We start from the raw sequence: 17,337 nt of genomic DNA on the forward strand, positions 1-17,337 counted from the left end.
GAGGGCCTGATCGAGCGGAGAATTGCACCGGAGCCTCCGAAGGTACGGCGGGAATTTCCCGATAACATCCGCATAACCTGATTCGACGGCATCCGCTGCGTTCCCAAAGCGATGACTTTGCGTTACGCCAGACGAATGACCAGCGGAGCCGTCGAAGCAGCCCGGACCATCCTCACCAGCCTTCACGAGGTGATGGCTTCGCGCAGCAATGCGCAGGCCAAGCTCAACAACGTCGTGGAGGTGATCGGCGAATGCCTCGATAGCGAGGTCTGTTCGATCTACCTCCTGCGCGAAGGCATGCTCGAACTCTTCGCGACGCGCGGCCTGGCGCAGGAAGCCGTCCACGTCACCCGCATGGCGGTGGGAGAGGGCCTCGTCGGTTCGATCGCGGACCGGATCGAGACGCTCAACCTCGCCGAGGCGGCCGCGCACCCCGACTTCATGTACCGCCCGGAAACGGGCGAGGACAAGTTCCACTCCTTCGCCGGCGTGCCGATCGTGCGGCGCGAGCGGGCGGTGGGCGCGCTCTGCGTCCAGCACGTCGAACCGCGCCGCTACGAGGAAGTGGAGATCGAGGCGCTGCAGACGGTGGCGATGGTGCTGTCCGAACTCATCGTCAACGCCGACCTTATCGACGAGGAGGACGCCCGCGCGCTCACCGCCGCCCAGACCGGGCCGGAGCAACTGCGCGGTCTTACCCTGGTCAAGGGCCTCGCCTCGGGCGTCGCCGTCTACCACCAGCCGCGCGTCACCATCGAGCACATCGTCGCCGAGGACACCGAGGCCGAGCGCCAGCGCGTGATCCTGGCGTTCGATCGCATGCGCGAGCAGATCGACCGCATGGCCAACCAGGCCGAATTCGGCATGGGCGGCGAGCACGAGGAAGTGCTCGATACATATCGCATGTTCGCTTACGACGAGGGCTGGACGCGCCGCATCAACGAGGCGATCGACAGCGGCCTGACGGCGGAAGCGGCGATCGAGCGCGTGCAGCAGCGCACCCGCATGCGCATGCGCCAGATCGACGACCCGCTGCTGGCGGACCGCATGCACGATCTGGAGGATCTGGCGAACCGCCTGCTGCGGATCGTCTCGGGCCAGATCGGCACGGCGGCCTCGATGGGCCTCAGGAACGACGCGATCCTGATCGCGCGCAACCTTGGTCCGGCGGAACTGCTGGAATACGACAAGCGGCGCCTGAAGGGCGTGATCCTCGAGGAAGGCTCGCTCACCAGCCACGTCGTCATCGTCGCGCGGGCCATGGGCATCCCGGTGCTCGGCCGCGTGCGGGGGCTGCGCGGGGTCGTGCGCGAGGGCGATCCACTGCTGCTCGATGCCGAGCAAGGCACGGCGATGGTGCGCCCGTCGGCGGGCGTGGTCGAGGCGTTCGACGCCCGCTTCGCCAAGAGCCGCGAGCGCCAGGCAGTCTATGCCGGCATGCGCGACGTGGCCGCCACCACGCGCGACGGCACCCGGATCAGGGTCATGATAAACGCGGGGCTGCGCGACGACGTCGCCAACCTCAACTCCACCGGTGCCGATGGCATCGGCCTGTTCCGCACCGAATTCCAGTTCCTCGTCTCCGCCACGCTCCCCCAGCGCGAGAAGCAGACGCGGCTCTACCGCGACGTGATGGATGCCGCGGGCGAGCGACCGGTGGTGTTCCGCACCGTCGATATCGGCGGCGACAAGACGTTGCCGTACTTGCGCCACGACGACGGCGAGGGGGAGGAAAACCCGGCGATGGGCTGGCGCGCGCTGCGCGTGGCGCTGGAGCGCGACGCCTTGCTCAAGGCGCAGGCCCGCGCCCTGCTGGAAGCGGCGGCGGGGCGGCCGCTCAACGTGATGTTCCCGATGGTCGCGGAGCCGTGGGAGTTCGATGCCGCCAAGGCGGTGTTCGACCAGCAGCTCGCCTATCTGCGCCGCCAGAAGAAGCAACTGCCCGAGGCGATCCGCTACGGCGTGATGCTCGAAGTGCCTTCGCTGGCGGAGCAGCTGGACCTGCTGGCGCCCAAGATCCAGTTCCTGTCGATCGGCACCAACGACCTCACGCAGTTCCTGTTCGCCGCCGATCGTTCCAATCCCAAGCTGGCGGAGCGCTACGACTGGCTGAGCCCGGCGATCCTGCGCTTCATCCGCCGCGTGGTGCGCACGCTGGACGGCACCGGCGTCGACATCAGTGTGTGCGGCGAGATGGGCGGGCGCCGGCTGGAGGCGCTGGCGCTGCTAGGCCTTGGCGTCAGGCGGCTGTCGATCACCCCGGCGGCGGTGGGCCCGATCAAGGAACTGGTCGGCAAGGTGGACCTGCCCGAGATCGCCGCCGCCGTCGAAGGCTGGCTGGACGCGCCGCCGGCCGACTTGCGCGGCGCGATGGCGGCCTGGGCGGCGGAGCGCGACATTTCCGTCGATTGACGGGGGTAAATGGAACCGGTTCGCACCATGTTCCGGTTCCAACGCCCGCCGAAGCCTGATTTACCGTATAATTTTAGCCGGAACGGCACCGACTGATTGACTTTATCCGGTCAGAGGGTTTGGTTACGCACATTCTGGTCGCATTTACCACGCCTAACGGAGCGGAATGGAAAACCTCGAAACCCAAGGTCTTGCGCGCGGGCCGCAGAGCGTCGGAAGCCAGCTTCGCGCGGCGCGGGAAGCGTTGGGCAAGTCCCGCTCCGAGATCGCCTCGCAGACCAAGATCGCCGAGCGGCATCTGATCTCGCTGGAAGAGGATCGTCTCGGCGACCTTGCCGCGCGGACTTATGCGGTGGGCTTTGCCCGGACTTATGCGCGCGCCGTGGGGCTCGACGAGCGGATCATCGCCGCCAAGGTGCGCGAACAGCTCGATCACGACGCGCCGCAGCGGGTCGAGACGCTGCCGAGCTTCGAACCCGGCGATCCCGCGCGCGTGCCGACGCGGCGGCTGGCCTGGGTGGCGGTGGCGGGGGTCATCGTCGTGCTGGCCGTGGTGCTGGCGTTTTGGAGCAACTTCCTCTCGCCCGAAGGCGAACTGCCCGATCTCGTCGCCGACCAGACGGAGGCTCCCGTTGCCGCGCCCAGGCCGCAGCCGGTGGCGCCGCCGCCCGCCTTGGCCGATGGTCCGGTGGTGCTCACCGCGACCGGGGACAAGGTCTGGGTCAAGGTGACCGATGCGAAGGGCGACCAACTGCTCCAGAAGGAACTCGCCAAGGGTGAGAGCTGGACGGTGCCGGACGGCCAGGCCGGCCTGCAACTGCGCACCGGCCGCCCCGACGCGCTGCAGATATCGATCGGCGGCCAGCCGCTTCCGCCGCTCTCCACCGAACCGCAGCTGATTTCGGGCGTGTCGCTCGCCGCTGCGGACCTGCGGGCGCGTGGCAATCCGGCGGGCCAGCCGTCCTCACCGCCCGCTTCTCCCGCCCCAGTGGCGATATTGCCGATCGCGGCGCCGTCCGCCCCGGCAGCCCGCACCGTGCCGTCCACGCGCGCTCCGACCGCGGCCCAGCGTCCCGCCCGGCGGCAGGAGCGTGGTCCCGCACCGCGTCCGACCGCCGAAAGCGGGCCCACTGAAGCGCCGACCCCGGAATCGCTGCTGCCCTCGTCGATCCAGTGAGGCTTTTTCCGGGATGCCCTTATGGGCGCCCGGGCCGGTACCGCGAAATCCGCTTCCAGTGGATTTCCATGCGGACTCCAAGCGCTTTTACACGATTTTCCGTCCTGCCCTGCCTCGACAGGCGGGGGCGACTTCGGGCAACACCTGAAGCCGGTCCATTGGTTAATCCCCGGTTCGGCCCGTCGCTGCCATCGCGCGGCAGGCAGTCCGGCATGGAGATGATTTGGCGATGACACGTACCCTTGCGGCAATCTGCGGGCGCAGGACGCGCTGGCTGGCGACGTCCGCCGCCGTTTCCCTCGTTCTGGTCGGGACGGTCCCGGCCTTCGCGCAGGACGCCAATACCGGCGCGCGGCTCAACAAGGTCGAGGCGGAAGTGCGCGCGCTGCAGCGCAAGGTCTTCCCCGGCGGCGACGGCAAGTTCTTCGAACCGCAGATCAACGCTGCCCCGACGCCCACGCCGACCCCGGGCGTGCCCTCCAGCACGCCGCTGACCGACGTGCTCACGCGCATGGATGCGGTAGAGGCGCAGATGGCGCAGCTCACCGCGCAGGTCGAACAGAACACCAACCGTATAAACCAGCTGGAAGCCAAGCTGGCGGCGGCGGCCCCCCCGGTGAACGACTTCGTGCCCGGCCCCGGAGCCGCGCCGGCGCCCGCCGCGCCCACCGGGACGACGGTGCCTGCGCTGACCCCCTCGCCGGTCGCGGCCACGCCTCGTCCGGCGCCGACCCCTGCGGCGCCTCGACCGGCCGCGCCTTCCAATTCGCGGATCGATGCCGTGAAGGCGATCGTCAAGCCGCAGTCGGCAGACGCCGCCGACGACGAGTACAGCTACGGCTTCCGCCTGTGGGAGGCCAAGTTCTACCCCGAGGCGCAGCAGCAGCTGAAGCTGTACCTCGAAAAGTATCCCAAGCATGCGCGCGCCAGCTTCGGCCGCAACCTGCTGGGCCGCGCCTATCTGGACGACGGCAATCCGGGCGAGGCGGCCAAGTGGTTCCTGCAGAACTTCCAGACCGACAAGCGCGGCGATCGCGCTTCGGACAGCCTGCTGTACCTGGCGGTCTCGATGAAGCAGCTCAAGGACACCAAGCGCGCCTGCATCGCGCTGGCCGAGTTCAGCGAGACCTACGCGGCCGAAGCGGCCGGGCGTCTGGCGGGCCTCTACAACACCACGCGCAATGGGCTCACCTGTAGCTGAGAGCAGCCTGCCGGGCGTCGAGCGCTTCCACGCCTGCCTCGCCGCGATCTGGCCTGACCGGATCGACGACGAGGCGGCGCGGCTGGGTATCGCGGTGTCAGGCGGGCCCGACAGCCTCGGCCTGCTGCTGCTGGCCCACGCGGCGCTGCCGGGGCGGGTGGAGGCGGCGACGGTCGATCATGGCCTGCGCCCCGAAAGCGCGCACGAGGCCGCCGAAGTCGCGCGCATCTGCGCCGGGCTGGGCGTTCCCCACCAGACCCTGAAGGTCGAGGTCGCCGCCGGCAACGTCCAGGCCGAGGCGCGGGCCGCGCGGTATGCGGCGATGGCGCGGTGGGCGGCCGGGCAGGGGATCGCGGCGCTGGCGACCGCGCATCATGCCGACGACCAGGCCGAGACGCTGCTGATGCGGCTCAACCGGGCCAGCGGTGTCGCGGGTCTGGCGGGAGCACGCGCGCGGGGCCGGGTGCCGGACACGGATCTGGTGCTGCTGCGCCCGGTGCTCGACTGGCGGCGCGGCGAACTGGGTGCGGTCGTGGAGGCGGCGGGGCTCGTCGCGGCGCAGGATCCCAGCAATGCCAACGATCGCTTCGACCGGGTACGCATCCGCAAGGCGCTGGCCGACGCCGACTGGCTCGACGTGGCCGCCGTGGCCCAGAGCGCGGCGCATATCGCCGAGGCCGACGCCGCGCTCGACTGGATGGCGGCGCTCGAATGGCGATCCTGCGTGACGAAGGAGCCGATGGGCCTCAAGTACCGCCCGCAGGCGCCGCGCGCCGTGGCCTTGCGGGTGGTGGCGCGGATCGTGCGCGAACTGGACGGCGAGGATCCGCGGGGCGGGGCGATCGCGCGGCTGGTCGATGGGCTTTCGCAGGGCCAGCCGGCCTCTATCGGCAAGTTGGTGGCGCGGCCCAACGCGGGCGGGTGGAGCTTTGCCAGGGCGCCGGTGCGAGCGCCGAAGCGGACAGGTTAACCCCCGACCAGGCTGTCGCCCATGCCGACCTGCTTGCCCTTGGTGATATAGACCTTGTCGCCGATCTTCGTGGTGTCGAACAGCTTTGCCGCGAAGGCGTCGGGCATGCCCACGCAGCCGTGGCTGGCATAGCCCAGCGCCACGTCGGAGCCGTGCAGGGTGATGCCGTCGTTGGTCAGGCGCTGCATGTAGGGCATCGGCGCGCCGGTGTAGATGTTGGAGACGTGGTCCTTGTCCTTCTGGGTGATCGGGAAGATCCCCAGCGGGGTCGGCTTGTCCGCGGTGCCCAGCAGTACCGCCGCCGCGCCGATCTCGTAGCCGCCGCGGAAGACCGAGATCACGCGGGCATCGAGGTCCACGGTGACGACGATCGGGCCGGGGGGCACGTCATGCTCGTTCCAGTGCCATTCGCCATATTTGATCGCGCCCTTGATCGGCAGGATGCGCTTGATGACGAAGGGCTCGTCCTTCGCGGGGACCGGCGGTTTTGCTGCAGGTTTTGGCGCGGGCTGCGCCAGCTTTGCTTCGGCCAGCGAGGCGGGGGCGGGCTTGTCGGGCTCGGACGCGACGATCAGCACGCCGGCGATGGCGGCAAGGGCGACGAAGCCCGAAGCGAGGAAGATGCGCGCGTCCACTTGGTAATGTTCCGATTCTTTTGGCGAATCCGCTTCTGGCAGGGCTGCCTTAGCATCGCGTAAATGGCGGTTAGGCGCCAGTATAAGTGGACAGAGAAGGAGGGAGGGCCGGGAGGGCCGGGAGGCTTGAGAGCGTAGCGAACTAGCCGGACGGGGTGGGCGAGCCGTAAGCTAACGTTTCACGATCCCCTCGCGCAGGATCGAGTTCGCCAGTTCCGCGATCTCCTCCGCCTCCGCATCGCCCCAGACCGCGTAGCGCAGGCCGAGGAACACGTTCATTCCCATGATCGCCCAGGCATGCGCCTCGCCCAGCCCTTCGCGCAGTTCGCCCTTGCGGATGCCTTCGGAGAGGCGCTCGCGGATACGGGTGGCAGTGGATTCGTAGTGCTGGCGGAAGCTGGCCGGATCGACGAACTCGCACTCGTCGATGATTCGGTAGATTTCCTTGTGCTCGGCGGCGAAGCGCAGGAATCCGGTCAGCGAGGCTCGTTCGGTCTCCAGCGCGGGCAGATCCTGCTGCCGGGCGCTCCGCGCAGCTTCGCGGACCTTGCCCGAGAGGTCGTCCACCAGCGCGCGGAAGATTTCGTCCTTGGAATTGAAGTAGGTGTAGAAACTGCCCAGCGCCGTGCCCGCCCGGCGGGTGATGCCGGTGATCGAGGCTTCGTGAAAGCCGTGCTCGCCGAACTCGACGGCGGCGGCGTCCAGCAGCTTGCGCAAGGTGCGCCGCCCGCGCTCGGTTCGCGGGGCCTTGGCGGCCGAACCTTCGGCAGGAGGCTTTTCTGTGCTCACGATGACACAGTTAGACCGGACCGTGCGCCATGGCAAACATTCAAAGTTGAAACTCGGTTCAACTATCAATATGAGGGGCGCCAACAAGAAGCGTGAATGGGAGTGACTGTGATGCGAAGGGTGCGATTCCTCGCGATTTCCTCGAGTGTGCTGGCTCTGTCGGGCGGCTTCATGACACCGGCGATGGCGCAGGACAGCGCCCCCGCAGCGCAAGCCGCTGCCGAAGGCGGCGACATCATCGTCACCGCGAGGCGCCGCGAGGAGCGGCTGGTGGACGTGCCGATCGCCGTCTCCAGCTTCAGCGGAGACCAGTTGGCGAAGGCGGGCGCGGTGGACATTACCGAGATCGCCAACGTCTCGCCCAACGTCACGCTGGAGCCCTCTCGCGGGACCAACTCGACGCTGTCGGCCTTCATCCGCGGCGTCGGCCAGCAGGACCCGGTCTCGGGCTTCGAGCAGGGCGTGGGCATCTACCTCGACGACGTCTACCTCAACCGCCCGCAGGCCGCCGTACTCGATATCTACGACGTCGAGCGGATCGAGGTGCTGCGCGGTCCGCAGGGCACGCTCTACGGCCGCAACACCATCGGCGGCGCGGTGAAGTACGTGACGAAGCAGTTGCCGCAGGACTTCTCCTTCAAGCTGAAGGGGACTTATGGCAGCTATGACCAGGCCGACCTGATCGCCACGGCTTCGGCGCCGGTCAGCGACCTCATCCGCGTCGGCGGATCGGTGGCGCGGTTGTCGCGCGGCGGCTTCGGCAAGAACCTGACGACGGGGCAGGACAACTACAACAAGGACATCTGGGCGGGCCGCGCCAGCGTCGACATCGGCGGTTATGGCGAGCCGGTGCTGATCCGCATCTCGGGCGACTACACCAAGGACAAGTCCAATGCGCGCGGCGGTCACCGCCTGATCCCGGGCTACGTCTCGGGCGCGCCGGTGCTGGATGACGTCTACGACACGCGCGGCGGCCTCAACGATCCGCGGCAGGTGGTGGAAGCCTATGGCCTCGCGATCAACGCCACCGCCGAACTGACCGACGCGCTGACGTTCCGCTCGATCAGTTCGTGGCGCAAGGACAACTCGGCCTCGCCGATCGACTTCGACGCGCTGCCCGCCGTCGACGTGGACGTGCCCGCCTACTACCGCAACGAGCAGATGAGCCAGGAAGTCCAGTTGCTGTGGGACGATGGCGGCATGGTGCAGGGCCTGTTGGGCGCCTATTACCTGACCGCCAAGGCCGACACCGACTTTGATGTGCGGCTGTTCACGGCCCTGAACGGATTCACCGCTTTCACCCGCGCTGATGTCGATACAAACACGTTCGCGATCTTCGGCGACTTCACGTTCGACTTCACCGAGCAACTGAGCCTCGCGGTCGGCGGGCGCTATACCTGGGACGAGCGCAAGGCGCAGATATTGCGGCAAAACTATCTCGGCGGTGGCTCGCCGGTATTCGGCGGGGCGGGGGTGCCGGCGGGGGCGCCGCAAACCAATTTCTCCGGCAAGGCGAAGTTCGACAAGTTCACGCCGCGTGCCTCGCTCAGCTTCAAGCCGACGCCGGACCACAACATCTACGCGAGCTACAGCCAGGGCTTCAAGGGCGGTGGCTTCGACCCGCGCGGCGTCGGCGTCAACGCGACCCCCTCGACGCCTGGGACTGCTCCCACCGATGCCGATATCGCCGATTACCTCAGCTTCCAGCCGGAGACGGTGGACAGCTACGAGGTCGGCTACAAGGGCAACCTCTTCGGCGGTGCGCTCTACATCGCGGCGGCCGGGTTCTACATGGACTACAAGGACGTGCAGATCCCCGGCTCTGCCGGCTGCACCGTGGGCGGGGTGCAGACCTTCTGCGGCATCATCACCAATGCCGGCAAGGCGCGCTTCAAGGGCTTCGAACTGGAAGCCAATGCGCGGCTGGGGCGCGATCTGATGACCTCTGGCGACCGGCTGAGCCTGTCGGGCGCGCTTGGTTACATCGATGCGCAGTACAAGGAATATATCGCCAACATCGCCTCGACGCCCACCGACGTGGCCGATAACCGCAAGGTGCAGAACACGCCCAAGTGGACCGCCAGCGGCACGCTCGCCTACTCGACCCCGGTGGGCGGCGGCGATCTCGATCTCAGCACGACCTACTCGTATCGCAGCAAGGTCTATCAGTTCGAGATTCCCAACCCCTATCTCGACCAGAAGGGCTTCGGGCTGGTCGATGCGAGCCTCGTCTACACCGCGCCGGGCGGTCGCTGGAGCCTTGGCGTCCACGGCAAGAACCTGTTCGACAAGCGCTACAAGACCTCGGGCTACACGTTCCTGGCAACCAACCCGGTGACCGGGGCGCTCCTGACGGCACCCGATGGCCGGTTCATTCCCTCGCTCGGCACCGAGGGCACGCTGACCGCCTATTACGGCAACCCGCGCCAGGTCTTCGCGACCGCGACGCTGGAGTTCTGAGGGCTGTGACGAGAGGGCTTCGACAAGCTCAGCCTGAGCGGAGTTGAGAGGGTTTCTCACCAACCCCGCTCACCCTAAGCCTGTCGAAGGGTCAGGCACAGCCTTCGAAGCCCCCTCGGCAAGTCCGGGACGAACAAGGAACACCGACTATGGACCACCGCGTCCATCATTATCGCAGCGCCGACGGCCGGCTCGACCTCGTCGCCCGGGACTACCCTGCACACGAGGGTGCGCCCGTGCTGCTGATGATGCACGGCCTCACCCGCAACAGCGCGGACTTTGAGCCGCTGCTGGACAAGCTCGCCGGGCGCTACCGCATGATCGTGCCCGACCAGCGCGGGCGAGGGGCCTCGCAGTGGGATCCGGACCCCGCACAGTACCGGCCGGACGTCTACGCGCAGGACATGCTGGCGCTGATGGATGACCTTGGCGTCAGCCGCGCCGGGCTGGTCGGCACTTCCATGGGCGGGCTCATGGCGATGGTGATGCAGGCGCTGCGGCCTGACCTCGCGCAGGCGGTGATATTCAACGACATCGGCCCGGTGCTCGACCCGGCGGGCCTCGCGCGGATACAGGGCTACGTCGGACCCGGCGGCAAGATGGCCGACTGGACCGAGGCCGCCGCCCGCACCCGCGCCATCAACGCCCCGGCCTTTCCTGATTTTGGCGGAGCGCAGTGGGACGCCTTCGCCCGCCGCATCGCGCGGGAGAACGCCGACGGCACCGTCTCCTTCGCATATGACCCGGCGATTTCCGAAAGCATCGCAGGCGATGACCCGCAGACCGTGCCGCCGGACCTGTGGCCCTTGTGGCAACTGCTCGATACGGTGCCGGTGCTGGTGGTGCGCGGTGCATTGTCGGACTTGCTGAGCACCGCCACGGTGGAAGAGATGGCGCGCCGCCATTCGGGGCCTTATGCGGCGGTGGAAGTGCCGCGCGTCGGCCACGCCCCGATCCTCGACGAGCCGGTGGTGCTGGCCGCGATCGAGGCGTTTTGCAAGGAGCACGTGACCTGAATTCCGTGCGTTGAGTCGAGTTGAAACACTCCGTCATTCCCGCGAAGGCGGGAACCCATCTCCTGACATTGCCTGTTGCACCGGCATCAGATGGGTCCCCGCCTTCGCGGGGATGACGGGCAAGAGGGGTATGGAGATGCAGTTGAACTCGTCGGTCAGTGCTGCGGTGCCGCAAAACACGTCTCCTCGCCTCGTGCTGGCGATGCTGCTGCTGGTCTACGTGTTCAACTTCGTCGACCGGCAGATTCTCTCGATCCTCGCCGGGCCGATCCAGGCGGACCTCAGGCTCGACGACGCGCAGATGGGAATGCTGGGCGGGCTCGCCTTCGCGATCCTCTATTCGACTCTGGGCGTGCCGCTGGCCTGGGTGGCCGACCGCACGAGCCGGTCCTGGGTCATCACCGGGTCGCTGGTGGTATGGAGCGTGTTCACTTCCGCCTGCGCGATGGCGACGGGGTTCTGGCACATCTTCCTCGCCCGCCTCGGCGTCGGTGTCGGCGAGGCGGGCGGCGTGGCCCCCAGCTATGCGGTGATCGGCGACCATTTCCCCAGCGAGCGCCGCGCTTTCGCGCTCTCGGTCTATTCGCTGGGTATTCCGCTCGGCTCGGCGGCGGGGGTGATGGCGGGCGGCTACGTGGCGCAGGCGGTGGACTGGCGCACGGCGTTCCTCATCGTGGGCCTGTGCGGCATCCTGATCGCGCCGCTGTTCAAGCTGGTGGTGAAGGACAAGCCGCGCCCTGTCTCCGCGCCGACCGTGCGCTTCGCAGAGGTCTTCGCCACGCTGGCGCGCAAGCGGGCGTTCTGGTTCCTCAGCTTCGGTGCGGCGTCCAGCTCGATGCTCGGCTACGGCGTCGCGTTCTGGCTGCCGAGCCTGCTGCAGCGCAGCTTCCACCTCACCCTCGTCGAGACGTCATGGTTCTTCGGCGCGGTATTGCTGCTGGGCGGGACGGTCGGTGTGCTGACCGGCGGCGCGCTGGCGGACCGCCTGGGGAAGGGCGACCGCGCGTGGTACGGCCGCGTCCCCGCGATCGGCTTCGTGCTGGCGGTGCCGCTCTATGCGGGCGGTATCTGGACGACCAGCGTGCCGGTCGCCTTCGTGCTGTTCCTGATCCCGCAGGTGCTGGCCTACTTCTGGCTCGGCCCGGTGACCGGCGCGATCCAGCACCTCGTCGACCCGCCTGCCCGCGCGACGGCCTCGGCGCTGTTCCTGCTCATCAACAACCTGATCGGCCTTGGCGGCGGCATCTATGCGCTGGGCGCGCTGTCGAAGGCGCTGGCCCCGGTATGGGGCGCCGAATCGCTGCGCTATTCCATGCTGTTCGCGCTGGTGCTCTACCTGCTGGCGGCGCTGCTGATGACTCTGGCGGGGCCGGGCCTGCGCAGGGAGTGGGTGGCGGAGCCCGCGTCGATTTCAGCGTGAGTGTGCTGACCGCTAGCGCGGTGCCGCACGCATCTGTGGTCCTTGTATCTGCGCGGATCCCTGTAGATAGACTGGGTCGTATTTGTTCAGGATCATCGTCAGCATGAAGAATTTCGATGATATCTTCTCGTCGATCTCGCTGATTTGGTCCTCGCGATACTGCACCTCGTTCGGTTTGTCGTCACCCCGACCCAGTTCGGTGGGCGCCGAGGCCTTCAGCGCGGCCAGCCAAGGGGTTTCGGACATTACGATGTCCATGATTTTGAGTATCGTTTCACTCGTCGATTTATCGACAACGACGGTTTCGACGGCGGCTTCGGTTGCCTTGTCCTTCGCGGTGTCAATCGCGAAATTCTTTGCCTTTTCCACGACGAAGCTACGCAAAGCTGGCTTCGCGGCGATTACTGCGCCGGCGATGATGGCAAGATCTGCGTAGTTTCGAACGAGATCCTCTCGCGGCGTCTTCTTGTTGTACTTCTGGATGGCGATCGCTAGCTGGCCTTTGGCGGTCTTTAACTGCGCGAAGAGGTCGCGCAGATCATTGGATAACCGTTCCGCCTCGGCACGATCGCCCGGACTCATCCGGTTCTCGATGGTCTTACTCTGTCCCTTGTCATAGCTCGCCCACATCAATCCGCCTCCGCTATTCCCATGACCGATCGGCGGACGCATACTTCATGTCGGAATTCCGGGCGTCATACCCCGATCAGGGTAAGCGGCGCAGATGTGCGAGAAAAATCCGCAGTATCGATGCAGACCCTACGAAAAAGGCGGTGGTGCCGGCTGCAGGATTCGAACCCGCGGCCCCCTGATTACAAATCAGGTGCTCTACCAACTGAGCTAAGCCGGCGCCCGCTCGGGAAACGTCGTTTCGCGAAGCAAGTCCGGCGCCCTTACCGCGAGCGGGGGGCGCCGGTAAAGCCTATAATCAGAATACCGCGTGCGGAGCGGGCTCGTTCATCATCGTCTGGCGCAGTAGCGGGATCGCCGGGCCGCCGTGGCTGAGGAATTCGTCGTGGAACGCCTTCCATGCCGAGCGCCCGCCGCGCGTCGCGGTCCAGTCGGTGCGCAGCTTGCGGATCATCAGCTTGCCCAGCGTGTAGTTGAGGTAGGCCGGATCGTACGTGCCGCGCGCGGCCTGCTGTTCGGCGGTGCCGGCGTCCTGGTAGCACTGCTCCATGAACATCGTCTTCGACTGCGCCTGCGTCATCCCGCGCGCATGCAGGCCGATCGCCGAGAGATAGCGGCAGTTGCGCAGCAGGGCGTTGGAGATCTGGCCCACCTGCACGCCGGGATCGCCGTCACCCAGCCCCGCCTCCAGCATCATCTCCTCGGCATAGTGCGCCCAGCCTTCGGCGAAGGCGTAGCCGACGAACAGCTTGCCCACGATCGAGGGCGCCGCGTTCGAATGGAGGAACTGTAGGTAGTGGCCCGGCATCACCTCGTGGACGGTGGTGAACAGCAGGTCCGCCTTGCCGGGGATGTAGTCCATCTGCATCTGCTTCGACCACGCCGGGTCCGGCGGCGAGATGTAGTAGATCGACGAGCCGCCGTTCTCCAGCGGCCCCGGCGGGTCGATGTAGGCGGAGTTCGCGCGGTTGTAGGGCGGGCTTTCCTCGACCATCGCCATCTTCGTGCCGGGGATCGTCGCGATGTCGTGGCTGCGGACGAATTCGGCGAGCTGCGGAATCTCGCGCCGCGCCTCGGCGACGGGGCCGTCGTTGGGCTTGTCGGCGCGCATCTTGTCGAAGCATTGTTGGATGGTCTTGCCCGGCGTGTACTTCGCGCAGGCCAGTTTCAGCGCCTGCTGGTTGCGCAGGAGGTCGGCCTTCCCCGCCGCCTCCAGCGTATCGAGCGTGGCATCGACGCCTTCGGTCGCAAGCACCATGCGCGCAAACGTGTCGGCGCCGAGCGCGAAATCCTGCGTCGGGGTGGCCTTGGCGACCTGGTCGGCGACGCCCTTCATGGCGACGGCGGCGGCTTCGGACGCGGCCTTGAACTCGGCCTGCAGCGCCGGGTCGGCGACGTCGGCGAAGGCGGCGCGGGCATCGCCGCGGTAGTAGTCGGCAAAGCCGCCGAAGCCGTCGGTGCCCAGCTTGATGAAGCTGGCGGGTATCGCGGCGGGCAGGTTTGCGCGGATGTTGGGGGCCTGCGCCGCCACCGCCTTGAAGAATGCGATCATCGCCTTCATCCGCGTCGGCTTGTCGGCATAGTCGCGGCTGACGTAGACGTTCGGGTCGAGGCCGCCGTTGATGTAGTAGGCGGGGTTGGTGTGCGGCTGGTCGGCGTCCTCCAGCCAGAACAGCTGGCCCTTGGCGACCTGCACCAGATAGTCGCGTTCGAAGCGGTCGGCTTCGGAGAGGGCGGTGAACTGGGCCGCCTTGTCGATGACGGAGTGCAGGAAGGCGGAGCGGGCCTTGAGCCCGGCGTCGCTCCAATCGGGCAGGCGGCCGTCGTACTTGTGCGCGCCTTCGTAGATCGCGAAGGCGGGGTCGGTTTCGAACCAGTCTTCGATCGTGCCATCGACGAAGCTCTTCCACGTCGGCGCGGGAGCGGTTCGCTCCGCCACTTGCACGGCATCCACGGCGGCGTCGGCGCGGCGATCGTCGGCCATCGTCGTGGCGCAGGCGGAAAGGGTGAGGCAGGCGATGCCCGCCAGCAGGATGGACTTCATTGGGGGGAGGCTCCCTGTGCTTATGGGAGCGGTTGTGCGTCAGCGCGCGCCGAAGGTCCAGCCCTCGGTGCGGGCGAGTTCGGGCGTGAGTTCAGCGGGTTGCCACAAGTCCGCGCGCGGGGCCGCGACGCGCAGCCAGGCGGCGGTGAGGAGGGCGTCGGCGCTGTGGTCGTCGATCGGGCCTTCTCCGCGCGTCGGCCGTGATCCCAGGGTTTCGAGCGCCGCATCGAGCGCGGCGTGGTCGGTCATCTTGGCGCGGCCTGCGGTGCGCCCGGCCTCTACGGCGGCGAGGGTGGTGTAGATCTCGGTCACCACCGAGCCGCTCGCAGGCAGCGGGTCGATTGGCCAGACCGGCACCCGGCCTTGCAGACGGTGGAGCAGGCGCATGCCCGTCAGGCTCGACTTGCCGACCTGCGCCGCGCCGACGAGGTTGAAGTTGGAATAGGGGCGGCATCCGGCGCGGGCCTGCGCTTCCTCGGTCACGCGCATGCGGCCGCGCTTGTGGAGCGCGCCGGGGAGGTGGAAATGCGCCCCCTCGCGCGCGCCGTGGCGGCGGAAGTAGGCGCTGAGATCGATGTGATCGACGAAGCTGGAGGCCGAGAGGTGCGGGTCTTCGGCGCAGATGGCGTCGATCAGCGTCCAGAGCGCGCGGGCATCCGGCGGGCTGTCCGCCCAGCCGGGGAAGAACGCGCCCGCGTCGGCGAAAGGCAGCGATATGCCGAGGTCGAGGCCGACGAGGGTGTCTTGCGGCAAGTGACCGAGCAGCAGGTCGAGCACGTCGGCGCGGGACCATGCGGCGTGGGCGGCGGGGCGCAGCAGGCGGGGCGGGGCGTCGCCGCTTTCGCACGAGGCGACGGCGATGCCTTTCTGGCGCTCGCCCAGTGCGCCGGACCAGTCGATGGCGATGAAGTGGCGGAAGTGCATGGGTTATCCTGACCGGGAATGCGAGGCGATGGCATGGCATCCACCATGTCGTCACCCTGAACTTGTTTCAGGGTCCATCGGGCAGCGCGGGTTGCCAGTGCAGGTCACCAGCGGCACTGGCGGCTTACGAAATCGCGGCGCTGTATCGGCGGCGAAATGGACCCTGAAACAAGTTCAGGGTGACGAGGTATTGGTCGCGAGGTCACTCCGCCCGCCGCTCGGCGCGCTTCTTGTCCCACCATTCGAGGCGCTTCTTCACCTCGCGCTCGAAGCCGCGCTCGACGGGTTCGTAGTAGACCTGCGGCCCCATCTCCTCGGGCCAGTAGTCGTCGCCGGAGAAGGCATCGGGCGCATCGTGGTCGTACGCGTAGTCCTTGCCGTAGCCGATATCCTTCATCAGCTTGGTCGGCGCGTTGAGGATGTTCTGCGGCGGGCTGACCGACCCGGTCTCCCGCGCGGCCTTGAACGAGGACTTGAACGCCATGTAGGCCGCGTTCGATTTCGGCGCGGTCGCCACGTAGATGCAGGCCTGCACGATCGCCAGCTCACCCTCGGGAGAGCCCAGGAATTCATAAGCCTGCTTGGCGGCAAGGCATTGCACCAGCGCCTGAGGGTCGGCCATGCCGATGTCCTCGCTGGCCATGCGGACGAGGCGGCGCAGCACGAACAGCGGCTCCTCGCCCGCCGTCAGCATCCGCGCCATGTAGTAGAGCGCGGCCTGCGGGTCCGATCCGCGCACGGATTTGTGCAGCGCGGAGATGAGGTTGTAGTGCCCGTCGCGGTCCTTGTCGTAGACCGCCATGCGCCGCTGCAGGAACTGGCCGAGCCCCGCCGGATCGAGCGGCTGCGGAATCTTCGCCGCATAGAGCGTCTCGGCCTGGTTGAGCAGGAAGCGCCCGTCGCCGTCGGCCGAGGCGACCAGCGCCTCGCGCGCTTCCGCAGTGACGGGCAGGGGGCCTTCCAGGTCCTCGCCCTTGGCCAGCAGCGCATTCAGCGCGGCGGCGTCGAGGCGGTGGAGGATCAGCACCTGCGCGCGGCTCAGAAGCGCGGCGTTGAGCGCGAAGCTGGGGTTCTCGGTCGTCGCGCCCACCAGCGTCACCGTGCCGCGCTCGACGAAGGGCAGGAAGCCGTCCTGCTGGGCGCGGTTGAAGCGGTGGATCTCGTCTACGAACAGCAGGGTGCGCTGGCCCGCCTTCGCGGCCACGTCGGCCTCGGCGAAGGCTTTCTTGAGGTCCGCCACGCCCGAGAACACGGCGGAGACGGCGGCGAAGCGCATGCCCACGGCGGCGGCGAGCAGGCGGGCAATGCTGGTCTTGCCGGTGCCGGGCGGCCCCCACAGGATCATCGAGGACAGCCGCCCCGCCGCCACCATGCGCCCGATCGCGCCGTCGGGGCCGGTCAGATGCTCTTGCCCGACCACTTCGCTGAGGTCGCGCGGACGCAAGCGGTCGGCGAGGGGGGCGTCCTCGCGCAGTTCGTCAGGGGTCGACGGCGGCAGGTCATCGGCAAAAAGGTCGGCCATGACGCCTACTTAGGGCGTAAACTCATAAATGGCACCATCGAGGTTTGAGGCAAAATGGCTCAGCGCAAGGAGGCAGGGCGAAGGGATATGTCGATATCTCAAGGCCTGCCGACGTAGCGCTGGGCCATTTTGGTCAA

General features: G+C 67.6%; 13 protein-coding genes and 1 tRNA gene. 7 read left to right on the plus strand and 7 right to left on the minus strand.

Translation table 11 applies throughout. The features are described from left to right. The first annotated feature begins 135 nt into the window (after positions 1-135). The 4 genes from ptsP (at position 136) to tilS (ending at position 5,760) form a co-directional block, all read left to right on the plus strand. Positions 136-2,412: a phosphoenolpyruvate--protein phosphotransferase gene (gene ptsP / locus V2S85_RS21005; RefSeq protein ID WP_330704766.1), complete on the plus strand. Its 2,277-nt coding sequence runs from the start codon at positions 136-138 to the stop codon at positions 2,410-2,412. A 166-nt stretch (positions 2,413-2,578) separates the two neighbouring features. Beyond that, entirely contained in the window at positions 2,579-3,589 is a 1,011-nt protein-coding gene (locus tag V2S85_RS21010; protein ID WP_330704767.1) for a helix-turn-helix domain-containing protein, read from the plus strand. A 229-nt stretch (positions 3,590-3,818) separates the two neighbouring features. Then, on the plus strand, positions 3,819-4,790 hold the full coding sequence (locus V2S85_RS21015; RefSeq protein WP_330704768.1) for a hypothetical protein: 972 nt from the start codon (positions 3,819-3,821) through the stop codon (positions 4,788-4,790). Next, a complete protein-coding gene (gene tilS, locus V2S85_RS21020; protein WP_330704769.1) occupies positions 4,771-5,760 on the plus strand; it encodes a tRNA lysidine(34) synthetase TilS in 990 nt (329 codons plus the stop codon). Before V2S85_RS21015 ends, tilS begins: the two co-directional genes overlap by 20 nt. Here the strand turns inward: tilS and V2S85_RS21025 are convergent. Both V2S85_RS21025 and V2S85_RS21030 read right to left on the minus strand, forming a co-directional pair. Then, entirely contained in the window at positions 5,757-6,395 is a 639-nt protein-coding gene (locus V2S85_RS21025; protein WP_271182012.1) for a L,D-transpeptidase family protein, read from the minus strand. The genes tilS and V2S85_RS21025 overlap by 4 nt on opposite strands. Before the next feature lie 171 nt (positions 6,396-6,566). Further along, on the minus strand, positions 6,567-7,184 hold the full coding sequence (locus tag V2S85_RS21030) for a TetR/AcrR family transcriptional regulator (protein ID WP_330704770.1): 618 nt from the start codon (positions 7,182-7,184) through the stop codon (positions 6,567-6,569). Positions 7,185-7,295: 111 nt separating this feature from the next. On the opposite strand from V2S85_RS21030, the gene V2S85_RS21035 reads away from it, so the two are divergent. The 3 genes from V2S85_RS21035 to V2S85_RS21045 all read left to right on the plus strand — a co-directional run bounded on the left by V2S85_RS21035 (position 7,296) and on the right by V2S85_RS21045 (position 12,080). Next, positions 7,296-9,644, plus strand: coding sequence for a TonB-dependent receptor (locus V2S85_RS21035; RefSeq protein WP_330704771.1), 2,349 nt, complete (start codon positions 7,296-7,298; stop codon positions 9,642-9,644). Between the two features lie 149 nt (positions 9,645-9,793). Continuing rightward, positions 9,794-10,660, plus strand: a complete 867-nt coding sequence (locus tag V2S85_RS21040) for an alpha/beta hydrolase (RefSeq protein ID WP_330704772.1) — start codon at positions 9,794-9,796, stop codon at positions 10,658-10,660. Positions 10,661-10,796: 136 nt separating this feature from the next. Further along, entirely contained in the window at positions 10,797-12,080 is a 1,284-nt protein-coding gene (locus tag V2S85_RS21045) for a spinster family MFS transporter (RefSeq protein ID WP_419198221.1), read from the plus strand. A 12-nt stretch (positions 12,081-12,092) separates the two neighbouring features. On the opposite strand, the gene V2S85_RS21050 is transcribed toward V2S85_RS21045, so the two are convergent. The 5 genes from V2S85_RS21050 to V2S85_RS21070 form a co-directional block, all read right to left on the minus strand. After that, positions 12,093-12,752, minus strand: a complete 660-nt coding sequence (locus tag V2S85_RS21050) for a hypothetical protein (protein WP_330704774.1) — start codon at positions 12,750-12,752, stop codon at positions 12,093-12,095. 102 nt (positions 12,753-12,854) lie between these two features. Continuing rightward, positions 12,855-12,930, minus strand: a tRNA-Thr gene (locus V2S85_RS21055). A 78-nt stretch (positions 12,931-13,008) separates the two neighbouring features. After that, positions 13,009-14,754 carry a DUF885 domain-containing protein gene (locus tag V2S85_RS21060; RefSeq protein ID WP_330704775.1) on the minus strand — a complete coding sequence of 582 codons (1,746 nt, stop codon included), beginning with the start codon at positions 14,752-14,754 and terminating at the stop codon, positions 13,009-13,011. Positions 14,755-14,793: 39 nt separating this feature from the next. After that, on the minus strand, positions 14,794-15,678 hold the full coding sequence (locus tag V2S85_RS21065; RefSeq protein ID WP_330704776.1) for a hypothetical protein: 885 nt from the start codon (positions 15,676-15,678) through the stop codon (positions 14,794-14,796). A gap of 202 nt (positions 15,679-15,880) precedes the next feature. Then, positions 15,881-17,200, minus strand: a complete 1,320-nt coding sequence (locus tag V2S85_RS21070; protein WP_330704777.1) for a replication-associated recombination protein A — start codon at positions 17,198-17,200, stop codon at positions 15,881-15,883. Positions 17,201-17,337 lie beyond the last annotated feature (137 nt).

The organism is Novosphingobium resinovorum (assembly GCF_036352595.1).
Lineage (GTDB): Bacteria > Pseudomonadota > Alphaproteobacteria > Sphingomonadales > Sphingomonadaceae > Novosphingobium > Novosphingobium resinovorum_B.

Excerpts from the sequence above, each read along its gene's own strand:
- tilS (WP_330704769.1), top strand. The coding sequence starts at position 4,771 with ATGGGCTCACCTGTAGCTGAGAGCAGCCTGCCGGGCGTCGAGCGCTTC.
- V2S85_RS21035 (WP_330704771.1), top strand. The coding sequence starts at position 7,296 with ATGCGAAGGGTGCGATTCCTCGCGATTTCCTCGAGTGTGCTGGCTCTG.
- V2S85_RS21060 (WP_330704775.1), bottom strand. The coding sequence starts at position 14,754 with ATGAAGTCCATCCTGCTGGCGGGCATCGCCTGCCTCACCCTTTCCGCC.
- V2S85_RS21045 (WP_419198221.1), top strand. The coding sequence starts at position 10,797 with ATGCAGTTGAACTCGTCGGTCAGTGCTGCGGTGCCGCAAAACACGTCT.
- V2S85_RS21050 (WP_330704774.1), bottom strand. The coding sequence starts at position 12,752 with ATGCGTCCGCCGATCGGTCATGGGAATAGCGGAGGCGGATTGATGTGG.
- V2S85_RS21010 (WP_330704767.1), top strand. The coding sequence starts at position 2,579 with ATGGAAAACCTCGAAACCCAAGGTCTTGCGCGCGGGCCGCAGAGCGTC.
- V2S85_RS21065 (WP_330704776.1), bottom strand. The coding sequence starts at position 15,678 with ATGCACTTCCGCCACTTCATCGCCATCGACTGGTCCGGCGCACTGGGC.
- V2S85_RS21040 (WP_330704772.1), top strand. The coding sequence starts at position 9,794 with ATGGACCACCGCGTCCATCATTATCGCAGCGCCGACGGCCGGCTCGAC.
- ptsP (WP_330704766.1), top strand. The coding sequence starts at position 136 with ATGACCAGCGGAGCCGTCGAAGCAGCCCGGACCATCCTCACCAGCCTT.
- V2S85_RS21070 (WP_330704777.1), bottom strand. The coding sequence starts at position 17,200 with ATGGCCGACCTTTTTGCCGATGACCTGCCGCCGTCGACCCCTGACGAA.
- V2S85_RS21015 (WP_330704768.1), top strand. The coding sequence starts at position 3,819 with ATGACACGTACCCTTGCGGCAATCTGCGGGCGCAGGACGCGCTGGCTG.